The 21491-nt window shown below is 43.4% G+C and carries 19 protein-coding genes and 3 pseudogenes; 4 read left to right on the top strand and 18 right to left on the bottom strand.

The features are described from left to right. Positions 1-34: 34 nt before the first annotated feature. The 5 genes and pseudogenes from tlpB to mcpB all read right to left on the bottom strand — a co-directional run bounded on the left by tlpB (position 35) and on the right by mcpB (position 8296). A pseudogene (tlpB, locus tag PUN35_RS20880) lies at positions 35-2022 on the bottom strand (methyl-accepting chemotaxis protein TlpB). A gap of 113 nt (positions 2023-2135) precedes the next feature. Beyond that, positions 2136-3086 carry a methyl-accepting chemotaxis protein gene (locus PUN35_RS22525; RefSeq protein ID WP_372338629.1) on the bottom strand — a complete coding sequence of 317 codons (951 nt, stop codon included), beginning with the start codon at positions 3084-3086 and terminating at the stop codon, positions 2136-2138. After that, positions 3081-3977: pseudogene (gene mcpA, locus PUN35_RS22520) on the bottom strand (methyl-accepting chemotaxis protein); the annotation flags it as partial. The pseudogene mcpA and the gene PUN35_RS22525, both read right to left, overlap by 6 nt. A gap of 266 nt (positions 3978-4243) precedes the next feature. Then, positions 4244-6131 (bottom strand): annotated as a pseudogene (tlpA, locus tag PUN35_RS20870) (methyl-accepting chemotaxis protein TlpA). Positions 6132-6307: 176 nt separating this feature from the next. Beyond that, a complete protein-coding gene (gene mcpB / locus PUN35_RS20865) occupies positions 6308-8296 on the bottom strand; it encodes a methyl-accepting chemotaxis protein McpB (RefSeq protein WP_014480674.1) in 1989 nt (662 codons plus the stop codon). 158 nt (positions 8297-8454) lie between these two features. Here mcpB and PUN35_RS20860 point away from each other — a divergent pair, with 158 nt between their 5' ends. Further along, positions 8455-9192 (top strand): protein-glutamine gamma-glutamyltransferase, encoded by a 738-nt coding sequence (locus PUN35_RS20860; RefSeq protein ID WP_003228904.1) that lies wholly within the window; start codon positions 8455-8457, stop codon positions 9190-9192. Positions 9193-9205: 13 nt separating this feature from the next. On the opposite strand, the gene PUN35_RS20855 is transcribed toward PUN35_RS20860, so the two are convergent. The 7 genes from PUN35_RS20855 to PUN35_RS20825 all read right to left on the bottom strand — a co-directional run bounded on the left by PUN35_RS20855 (position 9206) and on the right by PUN35_RS20825 (position 14341). Continuing rightward, positions 9206-9460, bottom strand: a complete 255-nt coding sequence (locus tag PUN35_RS20855; RefSeq protein WP_014480675.1) for a hypothetical protein — start codon at positions 9458-9460, stop codon at positions 9206-9208. 256 nt (positions 9461-9716) lie between these two features. Next, positions 9717-10115 carry a secondary thiamine-phosphate synthase enzyme YjbQ gene (locus PUN35_RS20850; RefSeq protein ID WP_003243483.1) on the bottom strand — a complete coding sequence of 133 codons (399 nt, stop codon included), beginning with the start codon at positions 10113-10115 and terminating at the stop codon, positions 9717-9719. Further along, on the bottom strand, positions 10075-10209 hold the full coding sequence (locus PUN35_RS20845) for a hypothetical protein (protein WP_003243642.1): 135 nt from the start codon (positions 10207-10209) through the stop codon (positions 10075-10077). The genes PUN35_RS20850 and PUN35_RS20845 overlap by 41 nt, the downstream gene beginning before the upstream one ends. 25 nt (positions 10210-10234) lie before the next feature. Continuing rightward, the gene (locus PUN35_RS20840) at positions 10235-11899 is read right to left on the bottom strand and encodes a glycoside hydrolase family 13 protein (RefSeq protein WP_014480677.1); all 1665 of its coding nucleotides are present in this window, start codon (positions 11897-11899) and stop codon (positions 10235-10237) included. 126 nt (positions 11900-12025) lie between these two features. Continuing rightward, positions 12026-13315, bottom strand: coding sequence for a hemolysin family protein (locus tag PUN35_RS20835; RefSeq protein ID WP_014480678.1), 1290 nt, complete (start codon positions 13313-13315; stop codon positions 12026-12028). Positions 13316-13358: 43 nt separating this feature from the next. Further along, complete coding sequence (locus tag PUN35_RS20830) at positions 13359-14036, bottom strand: zinc metallopeptidase (protein ID WP_003228889.1); 678 nt, start codon at positions 14034-14036, stop codon at positions 13359-13361. Positions 14037-14077: 41 nt separating this feature from the next. After that, entirely contained in the window at positions 14078-14341 is a 264-nt protein-coding gene (locus tag PUN35_RS20825; RefSeq protein ID WP_014480679.1) for a YuzI family membrane protein, read from the bottom strand. A 46-nt stretch (positions 14342-14387) separates the two neighbouring features. Between PUN35_RS20825 and mstX the strand changes: the two genes are divergently transcribed. Both mstX and kbfO read left to right on the top strand, forming a co-directional pair. Then, positions 14388-14720, top strand: a complete 333-nt coding sequence (mstX, locus tag PUN35_RS20820) for a biofilm formation protein MstX (protein ID WP_003228886.1) — start codon at positions 14388-14390, stop codon at positions 14718-14720. Next, entirely contained in the window at positions 14717-15703 is a 987-nt protein-coding gene (gene kbfO, locus PUN35_RS20815) for a potassium channel protein KbfO (RefSeq protein ID WP_014480680.1), read from the top strand. The genes mstX and kbfO overlap by 4 nt, the downstream gene beginning before the upstream one ends. Here kbfO and PUN35_RS20810 read toward each other — a convergent pair. The 5 genes from PUN35_RS20810 to PUN35_RS20790 form a co-directional block, all read right to left on the bottom strand. Continuing rightward, complete coding sequence (locus PUN35_RS20810; protein WP_003228878.1) at positions 15700-16104, bottom strand: YugN-like family protein; 405 nt, start codon at positions 16102-16104, stop codon at positions 15700-15702. The two genes, kbfO and PUN35_RS20810, sit on opposite strands and share 4 nt — an antisense overlap. 59 nt (positions 16105-16163) lie before the next feature. Continuing rightward, a complete protein-coding gene (locus tag PUN35_RS20805) occupies positions 16164-16535 on the bottom strand; it encodes a hypothetical protein (protein ID WP_072175168.1) in 372 nt (123 codons plus the stop codon). 58 nt (positions 16536-16593) lie between these two features. After that, positions 16594-17946: a glucose-6-phosphate isomerase gene (locus PUN35_RS20800; protein WP_323709574.1), complete on the bottom strand. Its 1353-nt coding sequence runs from the start codon at positions 17944-17946 to the stop codon at positions 16594-16596. Between the two features lie 111 nt (positions 17947-18057). After that, a complete protein-coding gene (locus PUN35_RS20795; RefSeq protein ID WP_014480682.1) occupies positions 18058-19230 on the bottom strand; it encodes an iron-containing alcohol dehydrogenase in 1173 nt (390 codons plus the stop codon). A 101-nt stretch (positions 19231-19331) separates the two neighbouring features. Then, positions 19332-20495, bottom strand: coding sequence for an iron-containing alcohol dehydrogenase (locus tag PUN35_RS20790; protein ID WP_003228869.1), 1164 nt, complete (start codon positions 20493-20495; stop codon positions 19332-19334). 229 nt (positions 20496-20724) lie between these two features. Here PUN35_RS20790 and PUN35_RS20785 point away from each other — a divergent pair, with 229 nt between their 5' ends. Continuing rightward, positions 20725-20961 (top strand): DUF378 domain-containing protein, encoded by a 237-nt coding sequence (locus PUN35_RS20785; protein WP_003220771.1) that lies wholly within the window; start codon positions 20725-20727, stop codon positions 20959-20961. A 78-nt stretch (positions 20962-21039) separates the two neighbouring features. On the opposite strand, the gene yugI is transcribed toward PUN35_RS20785, so the two are convergent. Beyond that, the gene (gene yugI, locus PUN35_RS20780) at positions 21040-21432 is read right to left on the bottom strand and encodes a S1 domain-containing post-transcriptional regulator GSP13 (protein WP_003228864.1); all 393 of its coding nucleotides are present in this window, start codon (positions 21430-21432) and stop codon (positions 21040-21042) included. Positions 21433-21491: the final 59 nt, after the last annotated feature.

The following is a 21491-nucleotide window of genomic DNA, read 5'->3' as shown; positions in this document are numbered from 1 at the left end:
AAGAAAGCAGCAGATATGCCGCTTTCTCGTTTCATTATGATTCAATTTTAAATTTCTTCGTAATGCCCTGAAGTTCTTCCGCCATGTTTGCCAACGTTTCCGCTGAAGAGCTGATTTCTTCCATGGACGCAAGCTGTTCTTCCGCCGAAGCTGCGATATCCTGAATGCCTGCTGAGCTTTCTTTCGCCACCGCAGAAATATCTTCAACAGCACTTGACACTTCCTGTGATCCGGCTGACAATTGTTCAACCGTCTCGTTCAAGTTTTGCAATTCGCCAGAAATTTGGGTTGTCATCTCATAGATTTGTTTAAAGCTTTCCGCTGTTTGATCCGTAATCTGCAAGCCTTCTTTCACTTCATGATTCACGGATTGGAACATCGAAAGTGAGGTGCTGATTTCCCTGACAATCTCTTGAATTAATCCTTCAATTTCCTTGGCTGAGTCTGCTGATTGTACAGCAAGTTTTCTAACCTCTTCCGCAACTACTGAGAAACCTCTTCCGTACTCTCCCGCTCTTGCCGCCTCAATCGCAGCATTTAATGCAAGCAGGTTGGTTTGATCAGCAATGCCATTAATCACATTCAAGATGCTTGTGATGTCTTGCGATTTTGTTTCAAGACCCTTTACAACCGCTTCCGCTTTTTGAACGGATTGGTCAATTGTTTTCATCTGGCCGACTGTATGCTCCACCAGCTTTTCTCCGCTGCCCGCTGCCTCAGAGGACTGAATCGATGATTTCGTAATGGTTGAAGAGGCCTGAGCCACTTTTGAAATCCCCTCGTTCATTTGAGAAAGATGATTTGAGCTTGTTTCCAGTTTCTCGCTTTGTGCCTCGTTGCCATCTGAGAACTGTTCGATGGCAAGTGTAATATGCTCAGTTGCCTTGCTCGTTTGGGCTGCGCTTGCCGTCAGCTCCTCAGAAGATGAAGCAACGTTTTCTACAGACGTTTGAATAACGCCGATTACAGAACGCAATGATGCAGACATTTCATTAAAGCTTTCGCCAAGCTGGCCAAACTCGTTTTTCGAGTGAATGTCAATGACTTCTGTGAGATCTCCGCTGCTGATTTTTGCAGACGTTGAGACAAGTTTTCTTAACGGCTTGGTGATGGCACGGATAATATAGAGTATGAGTATGCCGCCGATTACAATTGACACGCATAGAATGATAACCGCAGTGTTCAGCACCGGACTTGACGCATCTTGCAATTCACTGACAAAATATGTGCCCGCGATTTTCCAGCCAGTCAGTTTATTTGTCGTAAAGGCCATTTTCTTTTCTTTGCCTTCGAATGTATATTCAAATGAGCCTTCTTTTTTGGAATATACTTGGTTTGTCCAATCGCCGGAACCGGTTGTCCCCGGCTTAATGGTCGGATGGGCGATATATTTTTTGTTGCCAGTTGTAATAAATGCAAAGCCTTCTTTACCGATTTTGATTCTTTGTGATGCAGTAAGCACTTCATCCAGGTTTAAATCAAGTGCTATAACCCTGAACCGTCTTTTAATTGTTTTGAAATTGTGACAACGATATCTCCTGTCGCTTCATCAGTATACGGTTCTGAGAAAACAGCTTGTCCTTTTTCCGCAACCGCCTGTTTGTACCAGTCACGTCCTGTCGGATCGAAACCTTTCGGAACACCGCTATCCGGATATTTATAAAGCTTCCTATCTTCTGAAGCAGCATAGATTGCGCCTACATCGTCGTTAAGTGTCGTGTACTGCTTAAATTTCTCTTTCAGTAATGTTTTGTTTTTGCCTAGCAATATGTCTTTATCGACTGTCTCACTATAATAATCTATTGCTTTTACTTTATCTTCTAATTTATTTTGCAGCGTACTGTTTAGTTCTTCAACATTTCCCTTCGCACTGTTTATGAGCTCTCTGTCTAACGCGTTCCAAGCTGATTGATAACTGAAATATGCTAAAACCCCAACCGGCAAAATAAGCACTGCCAGAAACGCAGCGATTAGCGGTTTGCTGATCGATGGCTGTTTGATCCAATGTATGAATTTTCCCATTCTTGTTGACTCCTCCTTTAAGATAAATCTAATATCGTCAAACTAGGATAAAAGGTTTAATAAAAAAACTAAAAAAAACACCCAAGCGTAACAAGCTTGGGTGTTAAGGCTTATTATTCGATTTTGAATCGTTTGGTCATATCGCGAAGCTCTTCCGCCATAGACGAAAGGGTCTCTGCAGACGAGCTGATTTCTTCCATGGAAGCAAGCTGCTCTTCGGCTGACGCCGCGATATCTTGTATATGCGCTGAACTTTCTTTTGAAATCGATGCAATGTGCTCAGACGCTCCCGAAACTTCTTCGGAGCTGGCAGAAAGCTGCTGAACCGTCGCACTCATATTTTGCAGTTCGCCGGCGATTTGGTTCGTCATTTCAGAAATGCGTTTGAAGCTCATTTCTGTTTTATCTGTGATGTCAAGTCCTGTCTGCACCTCTTGATTGACAGATTGGAACATGCCGAGTGATGTATTGATTTCCTTCACAATTTCGATGATTAATCCTTCAATCTCTTTTGCTGAATCTGCTGACTGTACTGCCAGTTTTCTTACTTCTTCCGCTACAACGGAGAAGCCGCGGCCGTACTCGCCTGCGCGCGCTGCTTCAATTGCTGCGTTTAAGGCAAGCAGGTTCGTCTGGTCTGCGATGCCGTTGATCACACGCAAAATGTTTGTAATATCTTTCGATTTCGTTTCCAATCCGCGTACGACTTGCTCCGCTTCTTTAACGGACTTGTCAATGACATTCATTTGGCCGATGGTTTGATGAACAAGCTTGCCGCCTTCACTTGCAATTTCTGTCGATTGAACAGATGAATCAGTGATCACTTCAGAAGCTTGAGCCATATTCGTCAACCCGTCATTCATTTGATAAATGTGCTCTGCTGCCGTTTCAATGTTTTCGTTTTGTTTTTCATTGCCGTTAGAAAATTGTTCAATCGCCAATGTAATGTGCTCTGTTGCCTTGCTCGTTTGCGCAGCTGATGCAGTGAGCTCCTCAGAGGAAGCGGCAACATTATCTACGGAATCCTGGATGGCGTGTATGAGAGAACGAAGTGACGAAGCCATATTGTTAAAGCTTTTGCCAAGCTCGCCCAATTCATCTTTTGAACGGATATCAATGGTTTCCGTCAAATCTCCCTCGCTGATCCGCTTAGAGGAACCGACAAGCTGTTTCAGCGGTGTTGTAATCGACCGAATGATCAAAGTCATGACGATAATCCCTATGATAATAGCTGCGGCCAAGACAATTAAAGCAAGGTGAAGGACAGGCTGGGCTGCCTCATGGATTTCATCCAAATACATGGTGCCGCCGATCTTCCATCCCGTCAACTTGTTTGTGTCAAAGGCCATTTTTTTCTTATCGCCATCCATGGTGTATTGAAAATCGCCTTTATCAGCACTCAACATCTTATCGAGCCAGTCGCCTTTTAATTCAGTTCCTGATTTTTCATTCGGGTGTGCGACAACTTTTTTGTCCTTCGTCATGATAAATGCGTAGCCTTGTGTGCCGATGTTGACTTTTTTGGTTGTTTTCAGCAGATTTTCAATCGTCATGTTGATTGCGATAACGCCTGAACCATCTTTTGTCTGCTGGGCGATTGTCACAACCATCGTATTTGTCGACGCGGTTTTATAAGGGTCTGTGATCACGACTTTCCCTTTATTTGCAACCGCTTTTTTGTACCAGTCGCGTTCAACCGGATTATAGCCACTTGGCATCGGAAGATCCGGATAGCGGGTAAAGTGCCCTTTTGTGTCACTTGTATAAATGGATTCTACATCCTTGTTAATGCTGATATATTGTGAGAATTTCTCTGCAATGCTTGCATTGCTTTTTGCATTGTATTTCTCTTTTGTCAGCCATTCGCTGAAATAATCAGCACTGTTTTCTTTTTCGCCGATGCTGGTGTTAATGATTTCGTTTAATTGCTGTACATTTTCCAATGCGCTCCCCATCATCTGTCTGTCGAGTGAGCTGCTAGCCGATTGATAGGCAAAGATCGCCAATATAACAACCGGTATGATGAGGATCGACAGAAAGGAAACGAGAAGCTTCCGTGTAATTGATCTTTGTTTTATGAGTTGGAGTATTTTTTTCATCATTCATTTCTCCTTTTTTATGCTACCCTTCATATCGGCTGGAAATGGGTAAATATATACAGCAAAAAAGAAGAAATTTAACGAAAGTAACTAATTTCCCATAAATAAATAGTATTTTAGACCTATTGTCTATCCACTTTAAATTGTTTTGTCAGATCACGGAGTTCTTCAGACATTCTTTCAAGCGTCAGTGCAGATGAACTAATCTCCTCCATGGATGCCAGCTGTTCCTCAGCTGAAGCGGCGATATCTTGGATGCCATCCGAGCTTTCCTTAGAAATGGCTGTGATATCATTTGAAGCTGCGGAAATTTCTTGAGCTCCCGCTGACAGCTCCTCAACCGTCGCATTCATGTTTTGCAGCTCGGAAGCAATTTGATTGGTCATTTGCGATATATGTTTGAAGCTCTGTTTAGTTTCATCCGTCATGACAAGCCCTGTTTCAACTTCTTTGTTTACGGACTGAAGCACGTTCAGTGATGTGTGAATTTCTTTTACTATTTCACTGATCAGCGATTCAATTTCTTTTGCCGAGTCAGCCGACTGTACCGCGAGCTTTCTCACTTCCTCAGCGACGACTGAGAAGCCCCGTCCGTATTCACCCGCTCTGGCCGCTTCAATGGCGGCATTTAAAGCCAAAAGATTGGTTTGATCCGCAATGCCGTTGATGACACGCAAAATATTCGTGATATCCTTTGATTTGATCTCCAGCCCTTTCACCACTTGTTCCGCTGCTTTTACAGAATGGTCAATTGTGTTCATTTGGCGCGCCAGCTCTGCCAATCCGTCATTCATTTCATTAATTTGTTCGGTTGTCGTTTCTATTTTCTCGCTTTGGCTTTCACTGCCGTTTGAAAATTGCTCGATAGCCATCGTAATGTGCTCAGTGGCTCTGCTTGTCTGGTCTGCCGATGCAGTCAGCTCTTCAGACGATGAGGCAACGTGTTCTACTGAGTCTTTGATCCCGTGAATGAGCGAGCGAAGCGAGTGTGCCATATGATTGAAGCTCTCGCTCAGAACGCCGAGTTCATCTTTTGAATTGATTTCAATCGTTTCGGTTAGATCGCCTTCACTAATTTTTTCAGCGGATGCGACAATGCGTCTCAATGGCTTTGTGATGGATCGAATCACAAAATAAATCGCCGTCATTCCAGCTGCGATGGCAATCGCCAGAACGATTGAAGCCATGATCAGAACCCTGCTTGCAGCATCGTGAATCTCGTTTGCATACATCGTGCCGCTGATTTTCCAGCCTGTTGTTTCGCTTGTTGCAAATGCCATTTTTTTCTTTTTGCCTTTGTACGTATATTCAAAGTCCCCGCTTTTATCCTTGTAGAGCTTATCAACCCAGTCCCCTTTTAGCTCTGTTCCCGCTTTTTCTCCGGAGTAGGCGATGACTTTCTTGTTTTGGCTCAAAATAAAAGCATAGCCTTCTTTTCCGATATTGATTCCTTTCGCGGTAGTGACTAAGTCATCAATTTTCATATCAATGGCGACAACACCTGACCCATCCACCGTTTGACGTGCGATGGTGACGACCATTTTTCCTGATGAAATCGATTCATAAGGCTCAGTGACAATTGTTTTGCCTTTATTGGCCATTGCTTCTTTGTACCAATCTCGTTCCAAAGCATTAAAGTCACTTGGCATGTCAGCGCCCGTCTTTGCCGCTTGAAAATACCGCAGCGACATTATCATTCATTTGGATAAATTGTTTAAATTCCTGTTTCAGCTCTGTTTTCTTTTTATCCTGAAACTTTTCTTCTGTAGCCCAATCGCTGAAATATGCGAGGCTTTTTTCAGTCGTGCTGATTTTATCATCAATGATGTGATCTAATATCTGAACATTTTCCTTTGCGCTTTGCGTCATCTGTACATCAAGTGAGGCAACTGCTGATTGATAAGCGCTAACCGAAAGGGCGGTTATCGGAACAATTAAGATCAGCAGGAAAGAAATAATAAGTCTCCTTGCAATTGATGATCTGCGAATAGTGGTGAGTGTTTTTTTCATTTCCTTTTGAACCTTCTTTCAATAATTTACAAATTATATCGGCGGATCTTCCTTTAAATTACATTGAAAATGGAGGAAAAAATGAAAAATAGTTCTAAATTCACCTGTTAAACTAGGACTTTATTATTGTTTACCATATAAAAAAACAGCGCTTTGATAGCGCTGTTTTTCGGCTTTTACTCGATTTTAAATTGTTTCGTCAGATCGCGAAGCTCTTCTGCCATCTGCGCAAGAGTGGTCGCTGAGGAACTGATTTCTTCCATGGAAGCAAGCTGTTCTTCAGCTGATGCGGCAATGTCCTGGATGCTTGCCGAGCTTTCTTTCGACACGTCTGCAATGCCGCTGACTGCTGCTGAAACATGCTGTGAACGGTCTGACAGCTGCTCGACGGTGGAATTCATCGTTTGCAGCTTGCCTGCGATTTCGTTTGTCATGCTGAAAATGCTCTGGAAGCTTTCTTTTGTATTGTCTGTGACAACAAGTCCGGACTGTACTTCCTGATTGACCTCTTTAAACATGTGAAGAGAGGTTTCGATTTCTGCGACGATTTCTTGGATCAGCTTTTCGATTTCTTTCGCTGAATCGGCTGATTGGACAGCCAGCTTGCGCACCTCCTCCGCTACGACAGAGAAGCCGCGTCCTGACTCTCCGGCACGCGCCGCTTCAATGGCTGCATTTAGTGCAAGCAGATTTGTTTGGTCAGCGATTCCGTTGATGACTCTCAAAATGCTTGTGATGTCTTTTGATTTTCCTTCTAAGCCTTTGACAACAGCTTCAGCCTGCTGAACAGATTGATTAATCGAGTTCATTTGTCCGACTGTCTGCTGCACAAACTTCTCACCCGTTCCGGCGATTTCCGTTGATTGGATAGATGCCTTTGTAATATCTGACGATGTTTGTGAGACTTGCTGGAGTCCTTCATTCATTAAGTTCAGCTGATGAGAGCTGGATTCAACCTTTTCGCTTTGCTCCTCGTTTCCGTTTGAGAACTGCTCAATCGCCATCGTAATATGCTCGGTGGCTTTACTCGTCTGCCCGGCAGATGCGGTAAGCTGTTCGGAAGATGCGGCCACATTGTTCACCGAGTCCTGAATAGCGCTGATCAGCGAGCGGAGAGATTGTCCCATTTCATTGAAGCTTTCCCCAAGCTCCCCAAGCTCATCCTTTGAATGGATTTCGATCGTTTCGGTCAGATCCCCCCTGCTGATCGTTTTCGATGATTGAACAAGACGTTTTAACGGTTTTGTAATTGAACGAACGATAAACAGAATTAAAATTCCGCCTGCCACAATGGAAGCAATCAGCACAATCATTCCTGTAGTCAGCACAGACTTTGAGGCATCCTTAATTTCATCCATATACATTGTGCCGGCTATTTTCCAACCAGTCAGTTCGTTTGTAGTATAGGTCATCTTTTTATCTTCGTTATTAAGAGTATACTGGAGTTCACCGCTGTCATTCGCATACATTTTGGCTACCCAGTCGCCTGAAAGCTTTTCTCCAGCCTTATGGTTCTTGTGGGCGACATAGGTTTTGTTTTTTGTTGCAATGAAAGCATAACCTTCTTTTCCGACCTTGATTTGTTTCATTTGTTCTAACAATTTATCAATGGTAATATCCATGGCGACAACGCCAGATCCGTCCTTCAGCTCCTGTGCAATGGTAATGACCATGCTTCCGTCACTCGCAGCCACGTAAGGATCTGTCACGACAATTTCACCGCCGGCCTTCATCGCATCCTGGTACCAAGGGCGTTGTCTCGGGTCGTATCCGTCCGGCAATTTTTCTTTTGGCGCTTGTACGTAAGTGCCGTTATCTGCGCCCCCATAAATTCTGGCTACTCCTTGATTAATAGATACATATTGTGAAAATTTAGCTTTGATCTCTTCTTGATTGGATTTCCCTTTGAATGCGGACCTTTTAAGAGATTCACTGAAAAAGGTGACTGCTTTCGCTTTTTCTCCCAGATCATTTGTAACAGTTGTATTAAATGTATCGACACTGTTTTTCGCATTTCCCATAATTTCCTGATCCAGCTTTCCGCTGGCGCTTCGGTAAGAGCTAAATTCTAATATAAGAATAGGGATAATGAGAATCGCAATAAATGAGACGATTAATTTCTTTGAAATAGACGGTTTCTTAAGCCAATTGATAAAAGTCTTCATGTCCACTTGCTCCTTCAGGTTTGATACAGTATATATCGGCTGCTTAAAAAAGTTTTAAAATAAAAAATGGAAGAAGTTCTTTTTGGCAGTCTTCTGTCTTTTTAGCTTTCATTGCCCAAGCTCTTTGCATATCTTATATAAAACAAGGGGGGCTAAACATGATTATTGTATCAGGACAATTGCTCCGTCCCCAGGATATTGAAAATTGGCAGATTGATCAAAATCTGAATCCGCTGTTAAAAGAGATGATTGAGACGCCTGTTCAGTTTGATTATCATTCAATTGCTGAACTGATGTTTGAGCTTAAACTGCGGATGAATATTGTAGCAGCGGCAAAGACGCTGCACAAAAGCGGGGCGAAGTTTGCCACTTTTTTAAAAACATACGGGAATACAACGTATTGGAGGGTTTCACCGGAGGGCGCCTTGGAGCTGAAATACAGAATGCCGCCTTCAAAAGCGATTCGGGACATTGCAGAGAACGGCCCGTTTTATGCGTTTGAATGCGCAACCGCAATCGTTATCATTTATTACTTGGCCTTAATCGATACAATCGGTGAAGATAAATTCAATGCCAGCTTTGACAGAATTATTTTATATGACTGGCATTATGAGAAATTGCCGATCTATACGGAAACAGGACACCACTTTTTCCTTGGAGATTGTTTGTATTTTAAGAATCCTGAATTTGATCCGCAAAAGGCGCAATGGAGAGGCGAAAATGTGATTTTACTGGGGGAAGATAAATATTTTGCCCATGGTCTTGGAATCTTAAACGGAAAGCAAATTATAGATAAGCTGAATTCTTTTAGGAAAAAAGGAGCCTTACAGTCAGCCTACCTTCTGTCTCAGGCGACCAGACTGGATGTTCCGTCTCTTTTCCGCATCGTCCGCTAAAAAGCCCCATCGCCTATTTTCGGGACGATGGGGTTTCAAATGCCTTTCGTTTTCGATAGAAGGGGGCTGTGCCGAAATATTGGTTCGCAGCCCACTCCATTTTTTCAAGGTCATTTCTTGTCACGATTGGATCCTGGCTGCTCCATTTGATAAAGCGGACAAAATAGTAGCCTTTGATAGGAACCATTGTAACTTTTGAGTGAGGCCAGCCTTCAAATACAAACTCAATTTTCCCTCTTTTTTTATAAGAATATTGAAGAATGTTCATATCTGTCACCTCAGTTTATCAAGTTACGTTCGGCAAAGCTCGGTACGTTTACATCCATTGATTGACTATCCCTCATGCAGGCTTTCCTGAAAACAAAGGGTGAGGCGCGTGTCTCTTTCCCTCGCTTTTTATTTCGCATATGGACGAATGCCAAGCGCGCCTTCATTCGATAAAGCGGCAGCCGGGGCGGGTGTGACAAGCCCTCCGGCTATCGGCGTTTGTTCAGCGATCATGCTTTTGTCAAAAAAACAGCCTATTATCCCATCATTTTGATATAGCATGTCCGGGTGCGAGGGCCGTCAAATTCACAGAAATAAATGCCCTGCCACGTTCCAAGAATGAGCCGGCCGTTTTCCACAATGACATGCTGTGAAGCTCCGACCGTACTCGACTTCATGTGTGCAGCTGTATTGCCCTCCATATGGCGGTCCAGCTCATGTTCCCACGGATATACCTCATCAAACCTTCTGAGCATATCTTTTTTGACGTCCGGATCGGCATTTTCATTAATTGTAATGCCCGCAGTCGTATGCGGACAGTAAATCAGCGCTGCGCCGCTCGTTATACCTGTTTCTTGAAGAAATGCTTCCACCTCCCGGGTGATATCAATCATTTCATCTCGTTTGGTTGTTTTGATTTGCAGTGTTTTCAGCATTTGTTTCTCCTTTCGTTTGTCCGCTCTCATCGCTTAATTCGTTCTGTGTTCTTTTTTTTCCTGTTAAACCGCTCTCATAAACCCGATAAAACAAAAAAACTCCAGTCTAAGGCTGGAGTTTAGCACCATAGATATATTCTTGCTTCATACGGCTTTAAGAGTACTGATGTCATATGCTTGTGCGGCTCTGTTTCAATATTTGACAAGACGAGTGCATCTGATGACAATGGCAATCCAGAGTGCCTGAACAACGCCGGTGTTCCTGTCAGATTGGCCGCAATCAGTGCAGTATGGCTCTCGTTTTTCCGAAGATATGCAAAGATTTGCTGATCTTCCGGTAAAATGAGCTCGTATGTCCCGTTAATAAAAACATCATATGTTTGGCGCAGCTTGATCAAGCTTTTGTAAAAATGGTAAACGGATGTTTTATCGTTTTTTTGCGCCTCGGCATTCAGCCATTTGTAATTGTCATTGATTCCGATCCACGGTTTGGCCTCAGAAAATCCGGCGTATGGACCAGCATTCCATTGCATCGGCGTTCGCGAATTGTCTCTTCCCTTTTTCCAGACAATCTTCATCACATCCTCGTGTGATGTGCCTTTCGCTGTTTTTGTTTCATACAGGCGTTTCATCGCGACATCATCATAGTCCTCAATAGATGGAAAAGCCACGTTCGTCATCCCGAGTTCCTGTCCCTGATAAATAAACGGTGTGCCTTTCATGAGAAAATAAACAGCGGAAAGCGCTTTTGCACTTTCTTTCAGGTACACTCCGTCGTCTCCCCACACAGAAACTGAACGAGGCTGGTCGTGATTCTCCATAAACAAAGCATTCCAGCCGATCCCTTCCAGACTGTCCTGCCAGTCAGTTAAAATTCGTTTAAATGCAACGATATCAATACTTTCATTGATCTCTACATCCCACAGGCCGAGATGCTCAAATTGAAAAATCATGCTGAATATGCCGTTTTTTTCTCCAGCCCAATCAGCTGCTTCTTTTGCAGCGACGCCGTTTGCTTCACCAACTGTCATAATCGGATAGCGGGAAAATGTGTTTTCCTTCAGCTCTGTTAACAAATCCATAATGCCGTCAGCATTCATATGATAAGGAAAGGAAGGGACATAGTCCAGCCCCTTTGGATTCGGCATGTCGGGAAGCCCTTCTTTTTTCTTAATATGCGTAATGGCATCCACCCGAAATCCGTCAATTCCTTTATCAAGCCACCAATTGATCATGTCATAAACGGCATTCCTCACCTGTTCATTTTCCCAATTCAAATCAGGCTGTTTTTTATCAAAAAGGTGCAGATAATACTGGCTTGTCTCTTGATCATACTCCCAAGCCGGTCCGCCGAAAATGCTTTCCCAATTGTTGGGCGCTTTTCCGTTTTTGCCGTCTTTCCAAATATACCAGTCGCGCTTTTCCGAGTGTATGGATGAACGGGATTCTATGAACCATGGATGTTCGTCGCTTGTGTGGTTCACAACGAGATCCATAATCAGCTTCATCCCCAGATCATGAATGTCACCAAGCAGTTCATCAAAATCTTCCATGGTGCCAAACTCGCTTAATATGTTTTGATAATCCCGGATATCATAGCCATTATCAGCATTCGGTGAGTCATACAGTGGGCAAATCCATATGACGTCAGCGCCCAGCTCTTTTATGTAAGAAAGCTTGGATCTGATTCCTTGAATATCCCCAATTCCGTCGCCATTTGAATCTTTAAAACTGCGGGGGTAAATTTGGTAAACAACGGCTTCCTTCCACCAAGCCTTTTTCATACAGCAACTCCTTCCCAGTGTACCGGTCTTATATATCCTATGTAGAAAAAAGGCTACACAGCATTGCTTTTTAAGAAATGACTTGATGACACAAAAAACAGCCGTTCGTTCCCCGGCTGTTTTTTATTAAAAATCAGTTTTTTTAATTTCTACAAAACGGATGTGATGATCTTCGGCGTCGAGGATTTTAAATTCACAGCCCTCCGCTTGTATCACATCTCCTGCTTTCAGTTCCATTTTTTGCGTTAGAAGCCAGCCTGCAATCGTATCAATTTCTTCATTTTCAATCGCAATGTCGAGAAGGTCATTCACTTCGTCTATTAGCGCTTTTCCATCCATCACATAATGGTGCTCGCCCTTTTTCAGGATGTGCGGTGTTTCATCTTGATCATACTCATCGCGGATTTCCCCGACGATTTCCTCTATAATATCCTCTACAGTGACAAGCCCCGCCGTTCCCCCGTATTCATCTACGAGAATCGCCATGTGAATCCGTTCCTTCTGCATGCGGATTAAAAGCTGTTGAACAGGAATGCTTTCAATGACCCTGATAACGGGCCTCATGATTTGCTCCAGCTTTATCGGCTGGCCGAGAAAATAAGCTTTAAACATATCTTTGCTGTTGATGATCCCTAAAATATGATCCTTGTCATCTTTGATGACAGGGTAGCGTGTATACCGTTCATTAATGATGTGATGAATTGCCTCTTCAAGCGACTGCTCCAGAGAGATAACCGCAATTTCTGTCCGCGGAATCATAATCTCTCTCGCTACCCGGTTGTCAAATTCAAAAATCTTATTTACATAACGGAATTCAGACTGATTGATTTCTCCCTTTTCATAGCTTTCTGAAAGGATCAGTCTTAGTTCCTCCTCGCTGATGACAACCTGATGCTCCTTTACTGAATGAAAGCCAAACAATTTCACAAGAAAACTTGCAGAGCCGTTTAATGCTTTAATAAACGGGTACGTGATTTTATAAAACCAGATCAGCGGCTTTGCAATCCATAAGCTTACAGCTTCAGCTTTTTGAATAGAAACCGTTTTCGGGGCAAGCTCCCCCATCACCACATGCAAAAAAGTGACGATGATAAATGCAACTACAAATGTGACAATGTGGTTAAACGGTTCCGGCATGCCTGTCATTGTAAATAAGGGATGAAGAAAACGTTCAAATGTAGGTTCACCAAGCCACCCAAGGCCGAGGGCTGTAATCGTAATCCCGAGCTGGCAGGCTGATAAATACTCGTCAAGATTGGAGATGATTTTATGTGCGGCTAGTGCTCGGCTGTCACCGCTTTCGATGAGCTGATTGATTTTTGAACCTCTAATTTTGACGATCGCAAATTCCGCTGCAACGAAAACAGCCGTAATGCCAATCAAAACAAAAATGGCGATCAATTGTAAAATAAGCAAAAAAAGCCCTTACCATAAATGGTAAGGGGCCACCTCCTTAACGTTAATTCTCATCACGACCGTTTAAGAAAATCATCACAAAACGAAGTAGTTCAAACAGGGAAACCAGGGCGGCGGCCACATACGTTAAGGCAGCAGCACTCAGCACTTTATTTACCCCATTTTCTTCATTGTTTCGGATGAATCCTTCTGACACAATAATCTGCTTCGCACGTGAACTTGCATTGAATTCGACAGGCAATGTAATCAGCTGGAAAAAGACTGCCGCTGAAAACAGTATGATGCCAAGCCCGATCAAATTCAGGCTGCCGAGAAGCATGCCTCCTAAGAAAAGCAAAGGAGCTACACCGGATGCAAAATTCACGACTGGGAAGATTTTATGTCTCAGCACAAGCGCACCATATGACTCCTGATGCTGCAAGGCATGTCCGACTTCATGGGAAGCTACGGATATGGCGGAAATTGAGCGGCCGTAATAGACCGGCTCAGATAAACGCACCACCCGTCTTGTCGGGTCGTAATGGTCTGTTAAAGTGCCTCTTACCGGTTCGACCGGCACGTCGTAAAGACCGTTTATATCTAAAATCCGTCTTGCCGTTTCTGCCCCTGTACGTCCGCTTGAGGCTTCCACTTTTGAATATTTTTCAAAGTTGCTCTTTACTTTAAATTGTGCCCAAAACGACAATCCCAATGCGGCTATTGTTAAAAATATAAACAGCATTTTTTCATCATCCTTTTTCCATGATCATTTCTCTATTACGATTATTTTAATGAGTTTTCTTTCCCGTGTACAGAAATGCGCTTTTTCTTCCGGCTTGGAGCACAGAATCCAATCAGCAAAAAGAACAGGCCTGCTGAAAACAAATAAAAGGCGAAACTGCCGGCCAGTTCTTTCAGAAAATAAAACCAGGAGAAGCTGCCGGAAAAGTGATTATATGAATTCAAATCGAAAATAAACAAAATCACCGCGGATGCCGCCAGCTGCGTACCGATTAAAACCACGATCGTTCTTTGAAAGATCGTCATCTTTTTCATCCTTTTTGTTTTAGTTTATGGAGAAATCCGGTTTTATATGTTTTGTACATTTTTTGAAAAACATCACCGGAAGTGGGACATACTGTTAGAAAAAAGCACGGGTGTGATGGAAGCTATGAAAGTGACGAGTGAGGAAAAGGAACAGCTGAGCACAGCAATCGACCGAATGAATGAAGGACTGGACGCGTTTATCCAGCTGTATAATGAATCGGAAATTGATGAACCGCTTATTCAGCTTGATGATGATACAGCCGAGTTAATGAAGCAGGCCCGAGATATGTACGGCCAGGAAAAGCTAAATGAAAAATTAAATACAATTATTAAACAGATTTTATCCATCTCAGTATCTGAAGAAGGAGAAAAAGAATGAAATCAAATCGGATATTTATTTCATGGCTCAGGTGGCCGTTATTTATCCGAATCGGGGTTATTATTTTATGTCTGATTCTTTTGTTCGGCCAAATCATTTATATACTTGAGCCTAAGCAGTTCACTTCGGTATTCGAAGGCATTTGGTGGGCTGTCGTTACGGTTTCCACAGTCGGTTATGGAGACTATGTGCCGCACACGCCGCTGGGACAGGCAGCCGGAATACTGCTGATTTTGAGCGGAGCAAGCTTTGTCACAGCGTATTTCGCTACGTTATCAGCGGCCGCATTCAGCAGACAGCATCGCTACATCGAAGGAAAAGTTGCTTACAAAGGCCGGGACCACATCATTCTGATCGGGTGGAATGAAAAAACAAACCGGCTTTTGAAGGACCTTCAGCTTGCCGCCCCTTCCAAAACAGTCGTACTAATCGATGAATCCTTAACAGAAGGCCCGCTTATTGAAAACGTTCATTTCATACGCGGGCACGCTGCCGATGATGGGACACTGAAACGGGCCAATATTACTGAAGCGGAATCAGTGATGATTACTGCCGATCAGTATAAAAGTGAAACTGATGCTGATATGCTGTCAGTGCTGACTCTTTTATCTGTTAAAGGGCTTAATCCCCTTGCTTACTGCATCGTCGAAATTTTGACTGACCGTTTTGTCACCAATGCAGAGCGGGCAGGCGCAAACCAAATCATCGGAACTTCAGAATTTATCAGCCGGGCGATGCTGCAGCATTACCAAGTCAAGTTACGGCCGTCTAAACAGCAGATCGGAATCAAGCTGACACTTGATCAGCATGTGGAGCTTCTTGCTGTTCCTGACGAACTAAAGGGAGCGGCTTACAAAACCTGTGTTCTCTATTTCCTTGATCACAACACAACAATTATAGGCGTACAAAAAAAGGAGGGACCGATGCTTTCCCCTCCTCTTACATACAAGGTGCTCGAAACAGACCAATTCCTTGCCATCTAGTGTAACAGAACATCCTCCAATTCTTTCACGAGAGAGGCGCCGATATCCAAAAATGCCGGATCAATTTCCGCGTCCCGCCTTTCCGGTTCGGAAAATTGATTAAACAGTGATTGGAAAGGCCCTCCCTCGGCGTGATCGTCAACATCCGCCTGAAACACCTGTCTCAGCATAAATGGCGTTCCGATCCGGACGGCCGCCCCTCGTTCATCGAGACTGCCCTGTACCGCATTGACGGGAATTCTTAAAAATAAATAGCCGTCTCTATCATCAATTTTATAATCAAAGTAGCCATGATCGTATTCCCAGCCGCCGTTTATCACATAACCGAGCGGCTTCATCACTTGTTCCAGTTCTTGAAGCAGAAAAGACTGCCCATCTATCGCGGAAGGTATTGGTATCATCAGAATGCCCCTTTTTTCACTTATCCTGTCCCGCCAAACAAGACTTCATTCAGAGGCGCCTACATGGAAATCGTTGTTTCTTTCGCGCGGCCAACAGGAAAGAAAGCGCATTCAATTAAGAAGTAAACAGCCATTGCCGCTGCAAGCCATACAGCTGAATCCCAAGACACATAAACAACCGTTGCATAGAGTCCTAATTTAGTGAAAAGAGTATGGGTTCGTTTTAAATGCAAAATCCGATGTACCGCATCGGTAAAAAGGGCAAGCGGCAAACCAATGAGAAGAAAGGCGTGGATGAAAAAATGTGACAGCGTGCCGCCAAAGCTTGAAGAAAACTCTGTATACACGGCATCAAAGGAGATAAGGAAACTTAAAATAGCTGCAGAAAAACCGGCAATGATGAGATGTTTAACCAATTGTTTCATGAACATCAGCACCTTTCTGATTTTATAAAAAGCCGACCGGCAAATGCCAGTCAGCTTTCTCACATTAATCTTCCAGACGTTTTTCAAGCTCTGCTTTTTTCTCTTCAAAGCCAGGTTTGCCGAGTAACGCAAACATATTGACTTTATACGCTTCTACACCAGGCTGGTCAAACGGATTGACGCCAAGGAGGTAACCGCTCATCGCGCAGGCTTTTTCGAAGAAATATACAAGGTATCCAAAAGTATATGCATTTAGCTCAGTAATGTTAACGATTAAGTTCGGAACATTTCCGTCTGTATGGGCAAGCATCGTGCCTTGGAATGCTTTCTTGTTAACGAAATCAACAGTTTTACCGGCTAAATAGTTCAAGCCGTCAAGATCGTTATCCGCTTCCTCAATTGTCAGTTCATGTTTAGGCTTCTCTACGTTCAGGACCGTTTCGAATAAATCTCTGCGGCCTTCTTGTACATACTGGCCTAAAGAATGAAGGTCTGTTGAATAGTTCGCTGAAGAAGGATAAATGCCCTTCTCATCTTTCCCTTCGCTTTCTCCGAACAGCTGCTTCCACCATTCCGCAAAGTATTGAAGCGCCGGTTCGTAGTTGATGAGCATTTCAATTGTTTTGCCCTTATTATAAAGGACATTGCGAACAACCGCATATTGGTATGCTGGGTTATCTTCCAGTTCAGATGTTGCAAAATCTTTGCTCGCATCCAGGGCGCCTTTCATCATGTCATCAATGTTGACGCCGCTGACAGCAATCGGCAAGAGACCTACAGCTGTTAAAACTGAATAACGGCCGCCGACATCGTCAGGAATAACGAATGATTCGAAGCCTTCTTCGTTAGAAAGCGTTTTTAATGCGCCGCGCTCTTTATCAGTTGTTGCATAAATCCGCGCTTTCGCTTCTTCTTTACCGTATTTCTCTTCAAGAAGCTTGCGGAAAATACGGAAAGCGATTGCAGGTTCAGTTGTCGTACCTGATTTAGAAATCACATTAATAGAGAAGTCAACATCTTCAAGAAGATCCATGACGTCTCTCATATAAGATGAACTGATGTTGTTTCCGATAAAAATGACTTGCGGATTGCCGCGTTTTGCTTTTGGCAAAGTGTTATAAAACGCGTGATTCAGCGCTTCAATCGCTGCCCGCGCTCCTAGATAAGAACCGCCAATGCCGACAACAAGCAAGACATCAGAGTCAGATTTGATTTTTTCCGCGCTTTTTTTGATGCGCGCGAATTCTTCTTTATCATAATGTTCAGGGAGGTCCACCCAGCCTAGAAAATCGCTGCCCGCGCCTGTTTTTTCATGGATATTATGGTGTGCTGTTTTTACAAAGTCCCGCAGATATGTAAGTTCATGTTCGTTGAAGAAAGTCAACGCTTTTGAGTAGTCAAAGCGTACATGCGTCATTGCTTGTCCCTCCATAACGGTATAATGTTTTCATCTTTCACTTTATATGAACTTATCTGTGAAATCAAGTCAAGAAGAAAGGGCGGAATGACTGGATTCCGCCCTTTGAGTTTATAGAGACGCGCGAAGGATGGCAAGCACGTCATCTTTGTTCAGTTTTTGGAAGTTGCCGAAGCCGCCGTGTTCCATTTCCTTGGCTGCGATATCAGCAATCAGCTCAAGCTTTTCTTCTCCAATATTGTAATCAGCAAGACGAGAAGGCGCACCGAGGCTTGTCCAGAACGCAGACAGTTTATCGATTCCTTCAAGTGCAATTTCTTTATCTGTTTTGCCTTCAGTATCAATGTCAAACATGTTGAGCATAAGGTTTTTAAAACGGCCTACATTTGTATCAAGCGTGTATCTCATCCAGTTTGGGAACAGTATCGCCAAACCGCCCGCGTGCGGAATATCATATACAGCTGAAACAGCGTGTTCCATTGTATGAGAAGCCCAGTCACCAAAGTAGCCCATTTGGAGCGTGCCGTTTAAAGCGATTGTACCAGCATACAAAATCGTTTCACGAAGTTCGTAGTTTTCCAGATCTTCAAGAAGCTTAGGAGCTGTTTCGATGACCGTCTGCAAAACAGCAAAGCACATTCTATCCTGAAGCGGCGTGTTTTCAACATTATGGAAGTATTGTTCGAATACGTGGCTCATCATGTCAACCATGCCGTATACTGTTTGATTTTCTGGAACGGTGAACGTATTTTCAGGGTCTAAAATAGAGAAACGCGGATGAGTGACATTGCTGCCCCATACAAATTTCTCGTTTGTTTCCCAGTTTGTAATCACGGAATCAGGGTTCATTTCAGAGCCTGTTGCAGCAAGCGTTAAAACAGTGCCAAACGGCAGCGCATCCTCCGCTGTTACTTTTTTGCTGAAAATATCCCAAGCGTCGCCATCGTATTTGACGCCAGCTGCGATTGCCTTTGTACAGTCAATCACACTGCCTCCGCCGACAGCAAGCAGAAAATCAATGTTATGCTCTCTGCAAAGGTCTATGCCTTTTTTCACTGTTGCAAGACGCGGGTTCGGCTCTACACCTGACAGCTCATAAACAACAGCGCCCTCTTCTTTTAAAATGCCTGTGACTTGATCATAAAGGCCGTTGCGTTTAATGCTGCCGCCCCCGTAAACAAGCAGTACATTCTTGCCGTATCGTTTGAATTCTTTTCTTAATTGTTCAAGCTGACCTTTTCCAAAAATCAGCTTTGTCGGATTATAATAAGTGAAATTTTCCATAGTAAAACCTCCAAATGATGCTGATAAAAAACAGATTTTCCAATGTAACATAAGTTGACAAAAAGAAAAAGGGAAGCAGCCAAACGGCTATTTCCCCTTTTTTATAGAGATGCTTTCAAAATTGACAGCACATCTTCTTTGTTGAGTGATTTAAATTGGCCGAATGTACCGTTAGCCATTGCCTTGTCAGCGATTGTGTCAAGCTGCTCATCATTAATATCATAATCAGCAAGACGGTTCGGAGCGCCAAGGCTTGTCCAGAATGCGGACAGCTTATCGATACCTTCAAGTGCGATTTCTTCATCTGTTTTACCTGCTTCTTCAACATCAAACACGCGAACTGCAAGCTGTTTCATGCGGGCAGGGTTTTCAGACAATGTGTGTCTCATCCAATTCGGGAACAGAATCGCCAGTCCGCCGGCATGCGGAATATCATAAACGGCTGATACTGCATGTTCAATATTATGAGTAGCCCAATCCCCTCTTGCACCCATAGAAAGCATGCCGTTTAATGCGATTGTTCCTGTGTACAGGATCGTCTCACGTAATTCGTAATTTTCGAGATCATTAATCAGCTTAGGCGCTGTTTCAATGACTGTACGCAGAAGTGATTCACACATGCGGTCCTGATACGGCGTGTTTGATACATGATGGAAGTATTGTTCGAATACGTGGCTCATCATGTCAACCATCCCGTAGATCGTGTGGTTTTTAGGTACGGTGAATGTATTCACCGGATCAAGAATCGAGAATTTAGGGAATACAAGCGGGCTGCCCCAGCCGTATTTTTCTTTTGTTTCCCAGTTTGTAATAACAGATCCTGAGTTCATTTCTGAACCAGTCGCAGCGAGAGTCAATACCGTTCCGAATGGCAAAGCATCTTTTGGCTGATGCTTTTTCGTAACGATATCCCATGCATCACCATCATACTTCGCTCCTGCGGCAATCGCTTTTGTACAGTCGATTACGCTTCCGCCTCCAACAGCCAGCAAGAAATCAATGTTTTGTTCTTTACAGATGGCAACACCTTTATTAACAGTCGACACACGAGGATTCGGTTCCACACCTGCTAATTCATGCACGGTCGCTCCGGCTTTATTCAGCTGTTCAATCACTTGATCATACAGGCCGCTGCGTTTAATGCTGCCGCCTCCGTACACAAGCAATACGTTTTTTCCGTAAGGTTTGAGTTCCTCCGGAAGTCTTTCCACTTCGCCGCGCCCGAAAATTAATTTGGTCGGATTCCAGTATGTAAAGTTTTGCATGACATCTCCTCCTTAGATTTTTTATTATGCAGAATGTCCTCACCACATGTAAAGCAATCAGCTCTCACCGATCAGCATACCAGATGGTTTTATTTTGCAAGATGCTGGGAAAGAAGCTGATATAAGCGAGGGCAGGCCAGCTTCCCTCATATGGAGAATGCATGTATAGATTCTCCAATATGTCACAATCTATAACTGTTTTAATAATTCATGGAGGAGGTTGCAAAACATGAGTACCATTCAAAGAATTTGTCTTGTATTAACCATCATTGGCGCCATTAACTGGGGACTGATCGGATTTTTCCAATTTGACTTAGTAGCGGCTATCTTCGGCGGCCAAGGGTCAGCTCTTTCCCGAATCATTTACGGACTTGTCGGAATCGCCGGCTTAATCAACCTCGGTCTGCTATTTAAGCCAAACGAGGAAAGATCACGTGAAGAAGCAGCAAATCCTGAAATGCGATAGGGTATCAATCACGCTGAAATAGGATTTTGCATGAAATCAAAAGCACCGAACATTCCTGTCCGGTGCTTTTTTTCATGCTTATTTTTTGATAAGGTCTTTGCGGTTGGACATTTCGATCCACTCTTCAAGCTTATCTTTTAATGTGTTGAAACCTTGTGGTGTAGAAGCTTCTTCGCTTACTTGAGCAGCTTTAGGTTTTCTTGGTTTGCTTTCTTTTTTCTCAGGCGCAGCTTGTGTCGCACGAATTGAAAGGCTGATTTTGCCTTTTTCTTCATCAACAGCAAGTACTTTTACTTGTACTTCGTCGCCAACTGAAAGGTGCTCGTTGATATCTTTTACGAAACCGTGAGTCACTTCAGAAATGTGTACTAAACCTTGAGTTTCTTCATCTAATGCAACAAACGCACCATACGCTTGTAATCCTGTAACTTTACCAGTGTAAACACTGCCCACTTCAAATTTTGCTGCCATTCATAACAACTCCTAAGTTAAATTAAATATCTGTTTATACGCAATTTAAAATTATATCA

It is taken from the genome of Bacillus sp. N3378-2at (genome assembly GCF_033412715.1).
In the GTDB taxonomy this organism is placed as follows: domain Bacteria; phylum Bacillota; class Bacilli; order Bacillales; family Bacillaceae; genus Bacillus; species Bacillus subtilis.
This window is presented reverse-complemented; position numbering and strand designations above follow the sequence as displayed.